Raw genomic sequence first — 16,804 nt, 5'->3', positions numbered from 1 at the left:
CCCAACCGCTTATTTTTTTATTTATCTTTGTTAGATTCAAAATGCAAAATTATGGCAACCGTAAAATTCAGACTAAAGGCTAAGACTGATAATTCTCAAATTTTTTTACGCTTCAGTATCTCCCGGAATCAGGTTTTTGAAACCAGAACAGGCCTAACTGCTAACTTCAAAGATTGGAGCGTTGAAAAATCTCAGATCAAACAAACGAAGGCTGAAAACAAAATTATCGCCATCCAATTAAATGACCTTTCAAACTTTATTCAGAAAGAACATAATTCTGATTTTAGCAAAGGAGTGATTTTCTCTACAAACTGGCTTAAAAAGAAAATTGACTTATTCTTTGGACGGAATTCCAATCCCGAAAACGACGATTTATTTTCGATTTATCTTAATAACTATATTGAATTACGGAAGATGGATAGCAATATTAAAAATGCTACCATCCAAAAATTCATTCAACTACAAACAAAAATTAAAGCTTTTGAAGTTAAAAGGAAGAGCGAATTTTTAATTACTGAATTTGATAAAAAATTAATGCTAGAGTTTAGAGTTTTTATGCTTACCGACTGTAAAGTGATGGAATCTACTGCAAACAGGACTTTAAGGTGTTTAAAAACCGTTTTATTGGATGCACAGAACAACGCTAAAAATATAAACCGGCTTATCAACAACTTTACTATTGAGAATGTTCCGTCAATAAAAGTATTTTTAAATTTTGATGAAATTGAAAAAATCAAAAATGCCAAAGTAATAGGAAAAGATTTAATTACGGCTAAACACTGGCTTATTATTGGATGCTATACAGGGCAAAGAGTTTCTGATCTTTTAAGAATGAATTCAGGAATGGTCTTCACTAAAATTGATAATGAAGGAAATAAGTTTCCTATTCTGGAACTTACACAAATAAAAACAGGCAATGAGGTTTCAATTCCCCTACATGATGAGGTTTTAAAAATTTTAGAAATTTATAATGGAAACTTCCCTCCTACTTTTGGAAAAGCTAAAGACAGTAATTTTGTATTGTTTAACAGATATATTAAAAAAGTTTGCGAGGTTGCCGGAATAAGTAACATTGTTAAAGGAAAGGTTTTCAATGAAGATTTAAAACGAAATGAAATTGTAGAAACTGAGAAATATAAATTAGTTTCCTCTCACATATGCAGACGTAGTTTCGCCACTAATTTTTATGGAGACAAAAGATTTACAACCCCTCAAATTATGTCCATAACAGGACATAAAACGGAAAGAATGTTTTTATCTTATATCGGAAAAACCTCATCAGATCATGCTTTGCAAACGGCAAAAACATTTAGAGAAATCGCACAACAAAAAATATCTTAATTCCAAAACCAGCAGAATTAATTATCTGACAATAAAAAGAGAGTAACAATAGATTACTCTCTTTTTTGTTCAAATATTTTAACAGCGGCGACCATTAACTCTAATTTTATTTTTCCGGGTTCCGAAAACTGATCTACAAATAAAATTATCATGCGACAATCTTTGTCGCATTTACCTTTTAATTTAGCTTTCCAAATCACAGGTTATGGAAACGATAATTTATGAAAGTTTAAGAGATTTCAAAGAAAACTATTTTATAGACTTTTCAATTCAGAACGAATATAATATGCTACAGTATCTTTCTATGCTTAAAAGAAAGTATAATAGCTATATTGATAATTGCAGGGCCAAATATGATAAAAACGACACTACCACATTTAAAATTATTGATACCCTTGATGATCTTGAAGGTTATATGCCCTACCACAGCCATTATATCCTAAAAAATAACCTACTGGATGATTTCAATCTTTCAGGATATAGGGAAGAGGATTTTATACAGTCCCCTGAACTTTTAGCAAGCTGCATTGAATTAAACCACTGCACTAAACAGCAGAAACAATCATTACACGAAAAAATAAGTCTTTTATTCTCATTAAAAAGAGAAGAAAATATAAGGGATTCCGAGTTTTACAAAAAAACAGCTGGGCTTTATGATATTATTGCCTTTATTACCCAGCAGATTGAGATTGAAAAAAATATTTTGCTCAGGCTCCGGGATACGCCTAAAACAACCTACACCGATAAAAAAAATATCAATGTAGATGTTTGGGATTTCTTTCATCATATCAGATATAATGAGGTCGGGTATTTTGAAAGAAGCAAAGCATTAAAAGACATTACAGAAAACTATCACCTTGATTTATTAAAATCATTATTGAAAGACCTGGAATTCTATCTCTTTATTGAAACAGGTGAAAAACAGGCTGAATTTACCCGTGAGGACATAAAGCAGGCCATCAAAGAGCGTGAAGCCAAAAACCTGCCTATACCCTATGTAAATAAAATCCTTGAGCATTTATTAACAGACAGGCAAAAAGAAATACATGAAGCCCATGAAAAGGCGTACGGAGAAAAAGAATACTTACAAGTAGATATTGAAAGTTTACTATTTCCTTATGAATTCTTTTCCCTGTATGAGTTTCAGCGTATGATCATCAGAAAGATTAGAGAAATATCTCCGCAGGGAGTTGAAAGCGATATTGATATTTCAGAATTCAAAATTAGTAAGACAAAAAATATCGCTTTGCTACACCATACCGGAATACTGGATTTCCTGCGGTCCCAATATCCTAACATTACAGATAACCAGTTAGCAAAATTCTTTGAACTCTTAACCAAAGAACCTATTACAGCACGGAATCAAAGCAGCCAGTTTACAAAAGATAAAAATTCATTAAAATACCCTATCAAAAACATTCAGGATAAAGAAGAGCTGGACCTCATCCTCACCCGTTTCGGAATGAAAGCTGTTATCTTACAACTGTGTTCGGAAAAATGAATGGCTGGGCTTTCTAACCAGAAAGAAATACAGTTTTGTGCTTTCAACATAATGTTACAAGGTGAAAATGCTGTACACCATATCTATCATAAGATTAAAGATGAACCATATTTAAAGGTTGAAGGCATTACTAAAAATGCGGAATACTTTTGGATTTTGTCTTTACTTTGAAAATCTGATGATTAAGATAAGCGTAAACCCATTTATTATATATTGGAAAACCAATAAGAAGCATATTCTAAATTTAAAATCATTTCAAAACCAGGTAAATCCATTATGAATGGTCATTAAAATGTGTCTAGAACAGAAACATTACCTTCATACATCATACTAAAAACGTTTTCTTCCATTTAGCAACCGTATTCCTGCTTAATTTAAAATGCATCGCCAGTTTGGTATTGTTTAATCGGTTCTTTTTCTGAAAATCCAAAATTTTAAGAATATCAGATTTGCTGTAGGAATGTTGTTTCTGGTTGAATGTCAAATTCTGTTCGTTAGTTCCGAATATCATTTTGTTGATCTCAATTATCTCCATAACAGAGAATTTTTCTTTGTTTAAAATAGAAACATACTCATCGTTTTTATCCGGAAACTTTTGTTCTATAATATCTATAAATATCTGTTTATAATCTGGTGTATTGAGTTTATTTTCCATACTATATTGTTAAAAAAATCGTCTGAGCATGTTTTATAAAAGATTCATCTTTAAAAAAGAATCAGGTTATTGATAAAATTATAACCAGATGTTAATATTTACTGATCCACTTATAAAGCGTTGTTTTTGGTATCTTATATTTTTCTATTATTTGTGCCCGGGTCATTTTTCCTGTACTAATTTGCTCTAAAATAAAATCTATGATCTCTTTGGTATAGATATTTTTGCGGAAACGATGTAGATTGTTTGATTTGCTCTTCGGGCTCTCAGACTGATTGTTACGAGCCGGAGGTGAATAAAGAATCAAATGCTGACTGTACAGCCGGAAAAAATCATATTCCAATAATTTACTCCATCTCAGCAGAACATCTGTAGGGAGGCTTTCCTGTCGACACATTTCTATCACTTCGTTTTCAGAACATTTGAAAAAATTACAAATACGGAACATTTCTATTTCCTGATGTTCAATAGCTTGTTTGATCAAGCTTCCTAGATGAATATTCTTATAATTGTCCATTAATATTTCTTCTTTTTCATCATAGAGTCTTAAGTAAAAGGAACTCCATTATTTTTAAGTTAACAGAGCATTTACCAAACCCCATTATTTATTTTTATGTCATTCTATACAAAACCGGTCTTGGATCAGATTTGTTTGTTATTGGCTATATCCTTTCAAAATAAATGTCAGGCGGTGAACTGCAACTATCTGGTTATCAGGAATAGAATAAAAGTTACAGAAACGCAGAAATAGATTAATTAAAGTCTCCGCGCTCTGTAACAAAGGGCTGGTCAGGCTTCCGGCTTTATCAATAAAATCATTCTTTATGGTAAACTATCCAGGTAATTCTGGTCTATAACTCCGGTTGGTGGCAATTCTGCTCCAGCTCTCCATAAGTGCCATTGCCCGGCACCGTTGATGCTCTTATTCCCTCCGTTAAAAACCCATAAAAGCTTTTTACTGGGTTTTGTGGTCGGAAAAACTACATTATCGGTTTCTGCAAAACCTATTGTTCCTATATATGGAGATTTTATAGCTTTATGAGGGGGATTAGTTCTTGTACCAATCGAAGGCATAACCAGTGTTTTCTTGTCATTCTCCAAAACAAGAATTCCTTTTTGGCTGGTTGTTTGTGCCCCGATGATGACTCCTGCATTTTGTGTGGATTCTGCTGCGGTATTGGCGGTAGGCAAAGTAACTGCTGCCGGTAATGTTGGAGTAAGCGGTAAAAGCCCTGTGCTGTTTTGTGTGGTTGGTAACATATAAACTTTTATCTGCTTATCCGCACGGCTGACGTAAAGTGTTCCCGGAACTCTCACTACATTGTTGGATGATGCGGTTTCCGTTGCAGAATTGATTATAGGAAGTACAATTCCCATATTTTCTGAGGAAAAGGACAAGATGGCATTGCTGTTTGCCGGTACTGAGCCCGCATTATCACCGATGATGACCTGGGATTTTACTGAAAGACTCACAGTAACCAATATTGATGCTATTATTTTTTTCATAACTATTAAGTTTTAAGGGGTTCCCAATTGTGCTTTTATACTTTCCAGGACGTCATAGATAGACTTGTCACAGCCTTTGGCAAGGCAGTCCCATTTGTTACCATCAAAGAGCATCAGACATTTTCTTTCAGTGTCATAAGCCACAGCTCCTTTCAATGATGCATCTGTTCCGAGTGTTTTAGCAGGGTTCTTTACTCTGGTGACTACCAATGGTTTTGTATTTGAATCTAAGACCATGATACCATTATTAATATCATTGCCATCCATATCTTTTTGAGGCCAGCTTTTTGATTGGGATTTGAAAGTGGATATGCCTATTTTTGAGATTTTTGCCATAGCAGCATCACTGTCGTCTATTTTGAAACAGCCCACACTTCCTGTATAACAATCGATTGTAAAATCGCCTGCATTAACATCTGCGATGTCTGCTTTGGTTGTACCGAAGGTATTTCCTGTACCTGCGACTATTTTCAGTTGCAGATTGTTTCCGATATAAGCTACTGCATTGGGCAGTTGAAATTTATTATTGTCAATAACTCCTGTTATATTAGAAGCATTAGTAGCTCTTATCTCCGCGTAAATATCCTGATCTCCGCCACTGTTACGGTTACCATAAAATACATTATTGGAAATATTTCCTATATTATTTCCGCGGGTTTGGATAGTTGCCTGACGGTTTGTGCCTGTACCTGCAAGAGCTGAATTATAAGCAAATATATTCCCGGTAATGTCAACCGCTCCCGTTGCTGCCGTACTCGCTGTTGCTGCTGCAAGGGAAATTGCGCTACCCCCATTAGTTGATGTATTGACCTTATTCTCAAAAAAGAAATTATTCTTGATATAATTGGTGGTGATCATACTTCCAACATCAATGGAACCTTCAATGGCTATAGCTCCCCCGGCACCTACAGTTGTATTACTGGTGTAGTTTTGTATAAAATAATTGCTATCGATTTGGAATCCTCTTGATGCTGTCAGGAATATTGCTCCACCATAATTCGTTCCTCTTACACCGAGGAAAACATTGTTTTTAGCAACAAGATTTCCGGCTGTTGTAAAATAAACTCCTCCGGTTGTAGAGTTGGCCGTTCCGCATGAAAATATATTCCCGATAATATAAAAGCGTGCCTGGCTTGTAGCTGTATTCCCGGCAGTTGTCGCATAAAATCCTGTTCCATCGGTTGAGTTACCTTCTCCAATTAAATTATTGCTGAAGAGAACTTTAATATTTCCATTAACTACAGAATAAGCAATAACACCTGTGCTTCCCATTGTATTACGGTAAAACTTGTTGTTGTGTATCCATTGGGTAACCGGCGTAGTTGTAGAAGTGAATGTATCGGTTCTTATAAAACCGGCAGTCGCTGTTGCATCGTGAATCGTACAGTCTTCAATTTTCAGCTGATAATTTCCATTTACACCAGCGGAGAAAAAATTACCGGCACTTCCGGTTCCTGTGTTAGTATAATAAATTCCTTTTATAGTCAATTTATTTACATTAAAAGTGGCAGATGTGGTTCCAATGGCAAATAGTCCGTCATTAGCAGGTTTGATAATTCTGGAAATATACATTTCCGGGTTGTACCCTGTGAGGTCTGTACCTGTGGCATCAGCTGGAAACCCACCCTGAAAAAGAACATCATTACCTGTATAGGAATAAGTGGTTGTTCCTAAATTATAATCACCTTCAGCTACATAAATATGAACATTATTCAATGTTTGGGCAAGAACAGGTATGGCTCCTAAAGGGCTATCCCAGGAACTACCACTGCCGGTTCCTCCTGATTTCACATAATAATTGGTCTGTGAAAATACAGAAACGGGTAAAAAAGTAAGCAGGCAAATCATAGCAAGCTTACCGTATAAAGGTTTATGCATAAGTTTGTGTTTAAATTTGATTGTGTTTTTGAATCACCCACTTCAGGAGCTATCAAGCTACATAGGGTAAATAACATTTTAAGTGTGTTTATTTAATGGCGGCCCACGTTCACCATGCACCTGCCAGTAGTTTTCTGTCAAGGGATAAAACACATAAGTGTAAGTGGTTTTCTTTTCTTTTGAAAAAAAGCATGCTATTATATTTCGAAGCGGACCGCCTGCATAGATATTTTTATAAACATAAACACCGGGGATGCTAAATAAACATCGCTTAGAAATACTGACCATAAATGAGCTGGTCTCTTGCGGAATAATATGAAATGTAAAGCGAGGACTAATTTGTTTAGAAACTATTTTTTCTTTTCCCCTTACCCTCTTCTTTGAATTCCGGGCTATCAATCTTTCCTTTTTTGTGATCCGGGTTGAGCGAATATGTTTTTTCTCTCCACTAAACCCACCTACGATGGTAGTCTTGTCCGCTACAAATACTTTACCAGATTTAATTACTTCTTCTCCGGTATAGAATTGAGTATGCTCGCCAATTGTTAATTGTACATTATCTGAAATATAAACCTGTGCAGTAAGGGAAACCGGGAAGAAACAGCAGATAAGCCCGACCAGTGTTAATACACTGTCCGTAAAAAGAAAAATAATTTTCTTGACTTTTCTGCCCCCTTTTCTCATCATTTTGCTTTTTAGATCCACAGACTGAACTTGTGGTATCAGTCTTAAATATGCAAAAAGACATAAAATCAAAAAAAAAAGCAGAAAATTCTGACCTCGAAAACACTCGCGGGGAAAATTGGGGGTTTCAAAACGGCACTAAAAATAAGCTATAATACTATAAACCAGGCTTTTGAATCCTCATCAGTATTGATATTCAATTTCTTTCTTAGCCTGTATATTTTTCCTTCTACAGACTTGATTGAAGAATTGGTATAGATTGCAATTTGTTTAGCTGTAAAACCCAACTTGAGCATAGCGCACATTTTAAGGTCGGAACCTGTAAGAGGATTTTCGCTGATCTTTTGAACTTTATCAAAAAAACCGGGAAAAAATACTTCAAATTTTTCAAGAAAGACGGTATCGTTCAATTGTATTGAGTCCACAAGATCTTTTAAAGTTTCTTCAGAAAATACATCCTTATTTAATAGCCTTTTTAACCGGACAACTTCCTGATTCAAATTATCTATCTGCATATTCTTATGCAGGTCCCTGTTTAAAATAAAATAATAGGTTTTTATTTTCCTGTAAAAAAAGAAAGAATTAAGGGCCAGGCTTAGCAAAAGAAAGCTGATATTCATTAACAATAATGCACGTCTGAAATTGATGTATTTGCTGGCATTATTCACCAATTTAAAACCAGTGCTTGCCGATACGTATAGCTGTAAAAGAATAAAGAATAGTAAGAATATAATAAAGAATCTATCCTTTTTCCATGAAAAAAAAAATTGTAATGCTGGGATTAAGGAGAAATAAAAAAGGAATACTCCGCTTTCAACTCCACATAAAGAAGAATAATAAGTGATCACAAAGGTTAGGAGCATAAAGAAAAAGGAAATAAAATATTTATTCATCCTGATATTTACGGGAATAAATAGGCAAAGAAAAAATACGCACGAAATAGCAAAAAGCAGAATATTGGTTGGCAGATCTCTTATAAAGATAAGACTATAGATGTCGTGCAATAGAAATATAAGGCATAATAGAAAAATGTATTGATTCAAAATAATAATAGAATCATTATCGGCTGTGCTCGAAGTTTCTTTATCAGTTCCTAAATAAGAAACAGTATTAGATATGAAGTAAATCAAATTTTTCATCCCAAGGTACTTTTAAAGTTTAATAGCAAAGCTTTGTGGATAAATAGCCGTTATAAGATTCAACATTATTCATCGGACCTTTACATAAAAACGTGGGCTAAATTCCATTTGCATGTTACGGAAGCCCGACCAAAGGCAGCAACACAAAGCAAAGGAATGCCCACGAGAATTGCAGGCATCTCTACTTTACTTCCTGTGTTACTTAAAAAAAATTGGTCGTATTTCCGTAACAGGATCTAAAGCGAAACGCTATTTTTTTATTGTTTTTCTAATTCAAAAACTTATTTCAAAGTACAAATATAACAATTTGGAATATTTCAACTCAGTTATAAATTGGGAAACAAAAAATGATTGTAAGAGCCTTTAAAAATTTTTATGAATATAAACTACCTCTTTTCTTCTGAAGCAAAAAAAGAAAAACTGATTAAAAATGTAAAAGAAATTTCAATTCAATCGTTAAAAAATATTTTAATTCGAGTAAGCATGCTACTTATCTCATTACTGTACTAACGTAAATAAAACATAGTTCGGAAAAATAATTTTGTTCCGAATTTTTTCCGAATTCACCTTTGTTGCATAATATTTAAAACAGTTATTATGACAACGATTCAATTTATCGGAACCACACCGGATGATCTGATCCGGGAAATAAAAAAAGAAATCATTCCTGAACTTAGAGAACAACTAAAAGAGGAATTCCAGCCCAAAGAGCCTACCAGCTACCTTACCCGCAATGAAGTATGTGAAATGCTTCATATTGATTTATCGACCCTTCACCGATGGAGAAAGGAAGGAACCCTGATTGCCTATGGGCTGGGAAACCGAATCTACTTCAAGAGAAACGAAATTGATGAGTTCATTAACCGTAACAAGCTGTAATTAAGTCCTGTTGTGACCTTAGAATTTCAAAGTATCATGCTGGATTTCCTTAAATTCCGAACGTTTTACCAGAAAGTAATAAACAATCTGGTTAATAATACAGACTTTGAGCAGTTAAGGAGTAAGGGAAATCATACTACTATATACCAACATACAATGCAGAATATTAAACTGGAATGCCGCAGATCTAAAAACACAGCTGGAAATGAATTCATTTTTGTAGATATACTCATCACTCCGCACTACTATTTCAATGGGAATAAACATAACGGGAATGACTTCAACCCCGAAGACTGCAAAGAAGTTTTGACAGAAATATTTTCTATTCTGAAAATTGAGCCATCAGAATTTATAGAGATGCAACTAATTAATTTGGAATACGGTGTTAATATTATCCCGGAAATGAATATGAAAAACCTCATCGAAGGAATCATATATTACAAGAAAACACCTTTTATTTTTAGCAGCAGTATCAGGACCTATAAGATAACCAATGCCACTCCCTATAAACAGATTAAAGCCTATGATAAGGGTATCCAGTTTGTAAACTATCCACAGTACGGTATACAAAGAAATACATTCCGTTTTGAGGTTAGAAGCAAGCAGAGAAAAAATATCCGTAAGCTGGGAATCTACTCACTCTGTGACTTATTCTGTGATGAAGTTTACAAGAAGATGGGAGAAAGTTTATTAAGTGAGTGGGAAAATGTCCTTATCATCAATTTAGAGCCTGATTTAACAGGGTTAAAACCTTCTGAGGTAAAATATATAACCGAAGCAGGCACAATTGAATATTGGATAACAAAATTGCAAAATCCCTATCGAAACTGCTATGCAAGAGAAGTCAAAAAATACTATCATAAATCACAAAATAAAAACAATCTGCATCATCAATTAAAGGTGCTGATTTTAGACAAAATTTTTGATTTGCTAAGTGGTGCAAATTCCACACAGGGAATACCAATGAAATCAGGACTTTTCAAAAATGAAAAAATCCGCTCAGACTGATAAATTTGGAATTTGCACCTTTTGGTAAAATAACTCTAATAAAATGAGATCATAAATAATACAATAATTTATAAAATAGAAAGAAAAAAAGAAGCTCAAAAAACATAGAATTACGATTATGATATTCTTAATATAAACTTTGTTTTGTTTAAAGAATATTTAAAATGAATTGAAATACTAATTAAATCACGGACAGCAAAATATAAGGCTTAAAAAAGAGGTCAACTTTTAAAATTTGGGTAAAAAAAACTTTCCGGAAAATTTTGATAGTCAAATTTGAACCGCAAACTGAGCCACAAAGTGAACCACAAAAAAGGTCTCCTGAATACTGAGGAATCATGCATCTTTGAAATAAAAGGTTGTTAAGATTTGTTAAGGTTCAAAATGTGAAATTTCATGTACAAATCTCAGAACTCCATATTTAAAACCTGTCAAAACTTGACATCGGAACTTCATAAAGCTTAACATTCAAAACCCTATAAAACCTGAAATTGGAAATTCCAAAAGCAATCGAAAAGCAACCCTAAAACGGCTAAAAAAGAGCCCTGAATTTTGAACTCCGTTTTTCCGTGATTACGGATTATAATTTAAAATTACAATACAATGAAAAGAGAAAGAAAACAACCCCCGCAAAATAATAAAGGTTTACAGAAGTTGACAGAATCTGAAATTAAAATAAACTCGGTTCTGGCACTTAAAAAAATTACCCATGCTGATATAAAAGATTTTACCAATGAGGAAAGAGATAGATTTTCTGAAATTATTCAAAACCGTTTCAATCCGCTACGAGGTGAAGAAAGAGAAGTCTTTTATGAAAAGATTGAGGCTATAATGATAGATGATACTAAAAATCAAATCTGGGAATCCAATCATCTTAATATCATGTGGGCTATCTCTAACCTCATCAAAGAGAATAACAGAATGCCTACAAAAGCAGAAATAGCCAGTAAAACCGAGCTGAGCAGACAAACTATTCATAAACACCTGAAAGACTATAAAAACAGCCCCTATCATGTAGAATATATGGAGCAGTTTCAGATTATGCAGTTTAAATTAATGACAGCGATTCTTCAGTATGGTATGAGTGGTGACATGAAAGCGGCAAAATTATATCTGGAATGCATTGGGACTTTAAAAAAAGGTCTATCGGGAAACAATAACGATGGTACTAATAACAATACCCTGATACAGAATCAAAATAATTTTATTCAGATTGGAGGAACGATACTAAACCAGGAAATCATAAAACAAATGAGTCCAGAACAGCTCTGTACTATTGAAGGAATTCTGAAAACAATTGACATTCCCGAAACTAAAGAATAGTATATATCACGACTCGTTTTCTTATATTTTTCAAAATCGTGTTTAGAATAGTTAAAACAATATATTTAAAATCTTTGCTTTCCTGCTTCTGAAAAAAAATATTATATTTGATATAAGAGAAATGTAGAATTTTCTCATCTATGATGTTAGCCTCCCCATTAATATGCAGGAGGTTTTTTAATGGCAACCGGAAGCGTATGGATTACCCTGTTTATTATACCCTTAAATCCTTCAAGGATAATTTTAAAGACTATTTCTATAAAAATGTAAAAGATATTACCTACACAGACTATCTTACTTATTACCGGAACAGCTACGAAACATTAGTTTCAGAAGTTCCCTACCAAGAAATTATTTTATCTAAAGAGCATGATTTAATATCCCGGCTTCTGGATGAAGAACGCTATAGTGATGAGCAGGAGCTTTTATCATTACTTCCACATGATGAGAAGAATTTTTTAGATTATGAAAGCTTTATTAATGAGCTGTTCAGCCCGAATTTTGAATTAAAGGTATTTAGCTTATATGACCATGAAACAGCCTTAGAAATAACAAAAGCACTGAGAGAGGATGATGGCAAACGACTTACTGATTTGATAGGAAACTATGAGGAAGAATTTGAGACGGAGCTTATAAAGGGCTTGGAAAATCAAAGTAGAGAGTTTTATTTTAAGTACTTAGACAATAATGAGAATGACAGCAATTACGAAAAATATGATGCTGAACATGAATTAATAAACGAAAAAATAGAAGATGAACAGGAAAAAAGATGGGGCGAAATTTCTAAAAACGATTCCAAAAGATGGGATTGGGCTTCTAAATTATTTTATAAAGACCAGCTTATACACCTTGTAGAAGAAACCTGCAAACAGGAACTTATCAACATAAGGGACTTTACAGAACATGAGCTGGAACTGGAGTTTGAAAGAAAAAAACAACATATTGATCTTAATAAAAAAGAAGAAGCAGAACCTCTTACCCGATCACAGATACAGAGAATAGGGCTGCTTGTACAATCAGGAATTATTGATTTTCTTAGAAAAGAATACCCAACCATAACGAATAATCAACTGGCAGGATTCTTTGAAGAAATCTCGCGAGAAACCCTGAAACAAAAATCAACCAATACTCATTTTACCCAAGAGAAAAACAGTTCTAAATACCCGATCCAGAATAAGCAGGATCAGGAAGATCTAAACATGATCTTATCCAAGTATGGAATGAGAAAGCTGTAGCATGGTAATAAATCGACTTTGAAATTAGGAAACAGATCATCAAAAGCCTATAGGGGGAGGTCATTTTTATAGCTTCCAAAGGTGATTTTTTTTCACCCTGCTATCTGATCTACTTAAACTATTAGTCTCTTACCCACTATAATATATAATGGGCGTTTTAAAACGCATCCCTTATATATTATATAACTGCCTTTTATTTTAAACAAATCTGGCAAAAACACTTGTACAGCTATATAGAAATGATATTATATGCGTCTCTCCAATTTCTGACTTATTTACTATTAAAGGAATAAGAAAATGGGAAAGGTCTTAAACTTGCATTATTCCGCTTGCTGTCAAAAATATTATATTTGACATGAAACTTTTATTCTTATTTATCCTCTCCAAATATGATAAAAGACTTTAGTTTATTTAATTATAATCTATTTCCGTTGTCTGTTTTCTCTATTCTGCCTTCTAATATCTTCAACTTTCCAAAGATTGTAATTAAATTTATACATCCATTTGAAAGCGATTTTTAGTTCTTCAATTATTTTTTGCAGGTCAAAACCTTCAGGTAATTTCCATGTGATAGAAAATCTCCCTAATGATTGATGTTCCCTACTATATGAATCAAGATTCATTAAAGAAATGTAAGAATGCATTAGATTAAAAATATTGCTTTTAAACTTAGCGTTAAATTCCGGTGTGATTTCTTTATTGTAGTCAGGGCTATAACCAGCTATAAATTTTATATCATACTTATTACAAATGGTAAAAAAATCAGCCATAAAAGAATCATTTAAGTTTTTTACATTTTCCCAATTATTTATATAACTATCAAAAGTTATTTCCCAGTATAAACGATTTAAAGATAAATTAAAACTACTATTGAATTTATTAGATCTTGCTGATGTCTGTATAGCAAGATATGGGAAATAGGAAAACTCAAATTCATCTTTAATACCACTTTCTTTAATAATTTCACCCCATAAGTTAAATGAAGAGTCGATGAATGCATTGGTATTTTCTTCGGTTTTTTCGCCGTCAATGAGTTCATCAATTAATTTACTATATTTTTCCAGTTCTTCCGCTTTCATACTTCCCTACCTATTTCTTTATAGTATAATTCTAAATTTCTTTCCATTCTAAAACCTAGAATTATATCATCATACAGGTTTTTATCAATCTTTTTTTTCAAAAAGGCATCTTCATTATTTACCTTAACTCGCCAAAAGTCCGCTTGAAAAAACCTGCCTTTAACTTTTCCATAATAAGGAATATTAAAAACCAGAAATTTATTTTCCCCTATCCTTTTATAAAATAAAGGCATGTCGTCAGCAAAATTGAGATTCTTACCAATTGTTTCTGTGAAACCTTCATTCTTCATAAAAAGGTAAAATTTATCTCTTCTGATCTCTTGTTCTTCCTCCAAGACTTTTTGAAAATATTCTTTATTCATATTTATTATTTCTACTAATATAAAAATAAAAGTCTATTAAATATTATAGAAAAAAAGGCTTGTTTTAAAATTCATAGCCGTTAAAATGATATATAAGTGGCTATAAGAATTATATTAGGAAAGATTATCCTATGAACATTAAACTGGATACTTTACATTAAATCGATTTTTAAATTTGGAAATGCATTGTGAAAAGCATAAAGGTGAAATCTTTATACAGTTCTCAAACAGTAAATTACCTTCAATCTATTAATTAATATACCTAAACTGTTATTCTGTCACTCATTACATATAAGGACTATTTAGATACAAAACTTACAATTTACACACCTACTTATCCCTACAAGCCTATTTATGAATAAAATGCAATTATATTTATTTGAAATTTAAGATAGTTTTATTGAATGCTTTTAGATTACAAAAAAGAATAGTCCTGAACTGGTATTGCTCCTTGGCAAAAAATATTCTTATAGATTACACCAGATAGTAATAAAATTTTTACTAAAATTAAACTTACTTAGTAATTTAGGCCTCACTTATCATTTCCCGCCTAAAGTTTTATTTCTTCCACCAAATCAGCCAATGAAATGTCTAGGGCAGAAGCTATAAGAGCAATTGTGAAAACATTTGAGGTTACTTTCCCTTTTTCTATTTTATAGAGATATTGTCTGTCCTTCCCTATCAATTCAGCTAGTTCAGTCTGAGAAAGTTTCTTTTTCTCACGGAACTTTCTAATCTGATTGCCGACATCAACAGGAATTCTGGCTTTTAATTCAGTAATTTTATTTTCGTCTATTATTTTCACTTATACAAAGTGAAATATAAAGTACTGCATTTTTGTAACCTTATATTACTACAATTTATATATTTGTAGGAAAATAATATTACTTATGGTAATCCACAATAATTATTGGGGACTCATTTTTATTTTTGTCATTACAAATTAATTAATTATGCATTTATATAATACGACACACTTTGTCGTCTCATGATTATATTTTTGTTACAGTAAGAAGAATAGAATAATAACATTTAAACCACACTTATGATGAGATATTATTTATCCGGTTAAATAACCGACCGTAAAATCACTAATTAAAATATACGGTTTTCCCCATACTGAGATTAAAATATAATTTTAAATTTGCGCATAAAATAACAAATATGAAAAAACTCTACATGAGTGCATTTACGATGTGCACAATTCTGGGTCTGGCAGCTCAGGAGGTTGTCTGGCAAAAAGACATCAAATCCTCTACGCAGGATTTTCTAAGCCAGGTTACTACAACAATAGATCAACAGTATCTGATCACGGGAAGCTCAATTCAAGCCAGCCCTTCAATAAGCTCAGGGACCTCAAACCAGAAACAAAACAACGGCTACGATTTTCATGCAATAAAACTGAACCAACAAGGAGAAGAAGTTTGGGAAAAATATTTCTCAGGAAACAATCATGACTATCTATCAGCAACCGTTACTACGCAAGACGGCGGGTTTTTGCTCTCTGGTACCTCATATTCTGGAAAAAATAAAGATAAGAAAGATGAATCAAAAGGAGGTTCAGATATTTGGCTCATACGTCTCAATGAATTCGGAGACGAACTCTGGCAGAAAACTTTAGGATCAGCATCCGATGAAGAAGCAAGATCTGTTATTCAAACAACAGACTTAGGATTCTTCTTAGCAGGAAATGTTCAAAACTCAGCTAAAGGTTATGGTTCCAAAGATATTTTAATTGTAAAACTCGATAAAGATGGAAAAGAGCTCTCTCAGTCTATTTTAGGAGGAAAAGGATTAGATGAAGTGGAGAAAATGATCCCTACCAAAGACGGAGGTGCTTTATTAGGGATCTATTCAAGAAGCAACATTGGCGGATCAAAGAAAACTGAAAATTTTGGCGAAGGAGATTACTGGGTGATCAAGCTGGATAAAATGGGGAAAACTGAATGGGAAAAGAATTTTGGTGGCAAAGCAGATGACCATTTAAGAACGCTCGCCTTAACTTCGTCAGGCTATTTAATTGGCGGCGAATCCAGATCTGAAAGATCAGGAAACAAAACAGCAGGAATCGAAGAAGGAACCGATCTGTGGCTGATCTCCTTAAACGAAAGAGGTGAAGAGCTTTGGCAGAAATCCTACAATTTTGGAAACCGGGATATTCTAATGGGAACGAGTGTAATCCAGAGTCAAGATCGGGGAGCCAAGAACCAAGAT

Annotated in this window: 16 protein-coding genes; 7 read left to right on the top strand and 9 right to left on the bottom strand. The window is 33.2% G+C overall.

The window, feature by feature from the left end; all coding sequences use genetic code 11:
• Nucleotides 1–51: 51 nt before the first annotated feature.
• Both DRF61_RS16555 and DRF61_RS16550 read left to right on the top strand, forming a co-directional pair.
• Nucleotides 52–1,341, top strand: a complete 1,290-nt coding sequence (locus tag DRF61_RS16555) for a tyrosine-type recombinase/integrase (protein WP_146897255.1) — start codon at nt 52–54, stop codon at nt 1,339–1,341.
• A gap of 205 nt (nt 1,342–1,546) precedes the next feature.
• Complete coding sequence (locus tag DRF61_RS16550) at nt 1,547–2,842, top strand: hypothetical protein (RefSeq protein ID WP_111959072.1); 1,296 nt, start codon at nt 1,547–1,549, stop codon at nt 2,840–2,842.
• A 325-nt stretch (nt 2,843–3,167) separates the two neighbouring features.
• Here the strand turns inward: DRF61_RS16550 and DRF61_RS16545 are convergent, their stop codons facing one another.
• From DRF61_RS16545 to DRF61_RS22670, 6 genes are all read right to left on the bottom strand, one after another.
• Nucleotides 3,168–3,497, bottom strand: a complete 330-nt coding sequence (locus DRF61_RS16545) for a helix-turn-helix domain-containing protein (RefSeq protein ID WP_111959070.1) — start codon at nt 3,495–3,497, stop codon at nt 3,168–3,170.
• A 91-nt stretch (nt 3,498–3,588) separates the two neighbouring features.
• On the bottom strand, nt 3,589–4,014 hold the full coding sequence (locus DRF61_RS16540) for a transposase (RefSeq protein ID WP_111959068.1): 426 nt from the start codon (nt 4,012–4,014) through the stop codon (nt 3,589–3,591).
• Between the two features lie 305 nt (nt 4,015–4,319).
• Nucleotides 4,320–5,003, bottom strand: coding sequence for a hypothetical protein (locus tag DRF61_RS16535; RefSeq protein ID WP_111959066.1), 684 nt, complete (start codon nt 5,001–5,003; stop codon nt 4,320–4,322).
• A 12-nt stretch (nt 5,004–5,015) separates the two neighbouring features.
• Nucleotides 5,016–6,881, bottom strand: coding sequence for an autotransporter outer membrane beta-barrel domain-containing protein (locus DRF61_RS16530; RefSeq protein ID WP_111959064.1), 1,866 nt, complete (start codon nt 6,879–6,881; stop codon nt 5,016–5,018).
• Nucleotides 6,882–6,959: 78 nt separating this feature from the next.
• Nucleotides 6,960–7,568 (bottom strand): hypothetical protein, encoded by a 609-nt coding sequence (locus DRF61_RS16525; RefSeq protein ID WP_146897258.1) that lies wholly within the window; start codon nt 7,566–7,568, stop codon nt 6,960–6,962.
• A 146-nt stretch (nt 7,569–7,714) separates the two neighbouring features.
• Nucleotides 7,715–8,233 carry a helix-turn-helix transcriptional regulator gene (locus DRF61_RS22670; RefSeq protein ID WP_167409441.1) on the bottom strand — a complete coding sequence of 173 codons (519 nt, stop codon included), beginning with the start codon at nt 8,231–8,233 and terminating at the stop codon, nt 7,715–7,717.
• Between the two features lie 1,068 nt (nt 8,234–9,301).
• Between DRF61_RS22670 and DRF61_RS16510 the strand changes: the two genes are divergently transcribed.
• The 4 genes from DRF61_RS16510 to DRF61_RS16495 all read left to right on the top strand — a co-directional run bounded on the left by DRF61_RS16510 (nt 9,302) and on the right by DRF61_RS16495 (nt 13,149).
• A complete protein-coding gene (locus DRF61_RS16510; RefSeq protein WP_111959056.1) occupies nt 9,302–9,583 on the top strand; it encodes a helix-turn-helix domain-containing protein in 282 nt (93 codons plus the stop codon).
• Between the two features lie 156 nt (nt 9,584–9,739).
• Nucleotides 9,740–10,591, top strand: coding sequence for a hypothetical protein (locus DRF61_RS16505; protein WP_146897264.1), 852 nt, complete (start codon nt 9,740–9,742; stop codon nt 10,589–10,591).
• A 603-nt stretch (nt 10,592–11,194) separates the two neighbouring features.
• Nucleotides 11,195–11,914, top strand: a complete 720-nt coding sequence (locus DRF61_RS16500; RefSeq protein WP_111959052.1) for a hypothetical protein — start codon at nt 11,195–11,197, stop codon at nt 11,912–11,914.
• A gap of 197 nt (nt 11,915–12,111) precedes the next feature.
• Complete coding sequence (locus DRF61_RS16495; protein ID WP_111959050.1) at nt 12,112–13,149, top strand: hypothetical protein; 1,038 nt, start codon at nt 12,112–12,114, stop codon at nt 13,147–13,149.
• A gap of 422 nt (nt 13,150–13,571) precedes the next feature.
• On the opposite strand, the gene DRF61_RS16490 is transcribed toward DRF61_RS16495, so the two are convergent.
• The 3 genes from DRF61_RS16490 to DRF61_RS16480 all read right to left on the bottom strand — a co-directional run bounded on the left by DRF61_RS16490 (nt 13,572) and on the right by DRF61_RS16480 (nt 15,395).
• Complete coding sequence (locus DRF61_RS16490) at nt 13,572–14,228, bottom strand: hypothetical protein (protein ID WP_111959048.1); 657 nt, start codon at nt 14,226–14,228, stop codon at nt 13,572–13,574.
• Nucleotides 14,225–14,590, bottom strand: coding sequence for a hypothetical protein (locus tag DRF61_RS16485; protein ID WP_111959046.1), 366 nt, complete (start codon nt 14,588–14,590; stop codon nt 14,225–14,227). Before DRF61_RS16485 ends, DRF61_RS16490 begins: the two co-directional genes overlap by 4 nt.
• 550 nt (nt 14,591–15,140) lie before the next feature.
• Nucleotides 15,141–15,395 (bottom strand): helix-turn-helix domain-containing protein, encoded by a 255-nt coding sequence (locus tag DRF61_RS16480; protein ID WP_111959044.1) that lies wholly within the window; start codon nt 15,393–15,395, stop codon nt 15,141–15,143.
• A 359-nt stretch (nt 15,396–15,754) separates the two neighbouring features.
• On the opposite strand from DRF61_RS16480, the gene DRF61_RS16475 reads away from it, so the two are divergent.
• Nucleotides 15,755–16,804, top strand: a 1,050-nt coding sequence (locus DRF61_RS16475; protein ID WP_111959291.1) for a T9SS C-terminal target domain-containing protein, incomplete at its 3' end; no start/stop codon positions are given.

It is taken from the genome of Chryseobacterium lathyri, assembly GCF_003290185.1.
Lineage (GTDB): Bacteria > Bacteroidota > Bacteroidia > Flavobacteriales > Weeksellaceae > Chryseobacterium > Chryseobacterium lathyri.
This window is presented reverse-complemented; position numbering and strand designations above follow the sequence as displayed.

Excerpts from the sequence above, each read along its gene's own strand:
- DRF61_RS16555 (WP_146897255.1), top strand. The coding sequence starts at position 52 with ATGGCAACCGTAAAATTCAGACTAAAGGCTAAGACTGATAATTCTCAA.
- DRF61_RS16550 (WP_111959072.1), top strand. The coding sequence starts at position 1,547 with ATGGAAACGATAATTTATGAAAGTTTAAGAGATTTCAAAGAAAACTAT.
- DRF61_RS16545 (WP_111959070.1), bottom strand. The coding sequence starts at position 3,497 with ATGGAAAATAAACTCAATACACCAGATTATAAACAGATATTTATAGAT.
- DRF61_RS16540 (WP_111959068.1), bottom strand. The coding sequence starts at position 4,014 with ATGGACAATTATAAGAATATTCATCTAGGAAGCTTGATCAAACAAGCT.
- DRF61_RS16535 (WP_111959066.1), bottom strand. The coding sequence starts at position 5,003 with ATGAAAAAAATAATAGCATCAATATTGGTTACTGTGAGTCTTTCAGTA.
- DRF61_RS16530 (WP_111959064.1), bottom strand. The coding sequence starts at position 6,881 with ATGCATAAACCTTTATACGGTAAGCTTGCTATGATTTGCCTGCTTACT.
- DRF61_RS16525 (WP_146897258.1), bottom strand. The coding sequence starts at position 7,568 with ATGATGAGAAAAGGGGGCAGAAAAGTCAAGAAAATTATTTTTCTTTTT.
- DRF61_RS16510 (WP_111959056.1), top strand. The coding sequence starts at position 9,302 with ATGACAACGATTCAATTTATCGGAACCACACCGGATGATCTGATCCGG.
- DRF61_RS16505 (WP_146897264.1), top strand. The coding sequence starts at position 9,740 with ATGCAGAATATTAAACTGGAATGCCGCAGATCTAAAAACACAGCTGGA.
- DRF61_RS16500 (WP_111959052.1), top strand. The coding sequence starts at position 11,195 with ATGAAAAGAGAAAGAAAACAACCCCCGCAAAATAATAAAGGTTTACAG.
- DRF61_RS16495 (WP_111959050.1), top strand. The coding sequence starts at position 12,112 with ATGGATTACCCTGTTTATTATACCCTTAAATCCTTCAAGGATAATTTT.
- DRF61_RS16490 (WP_111959048.1), bottom strand. The coding sequence starts at position 14,228 with ATGAAAGCGGAAGAACTGGAAAAATATAGTAAATTAATTGATGAACTC.
- DRF61_RS16485 (WP_111959046.1), bottom strand. The coding sequence starts at position 14,590 with ATGAATAAAGAATATTTTCAAAAAGTCTTGGAGGAAGAACAAGAGATC.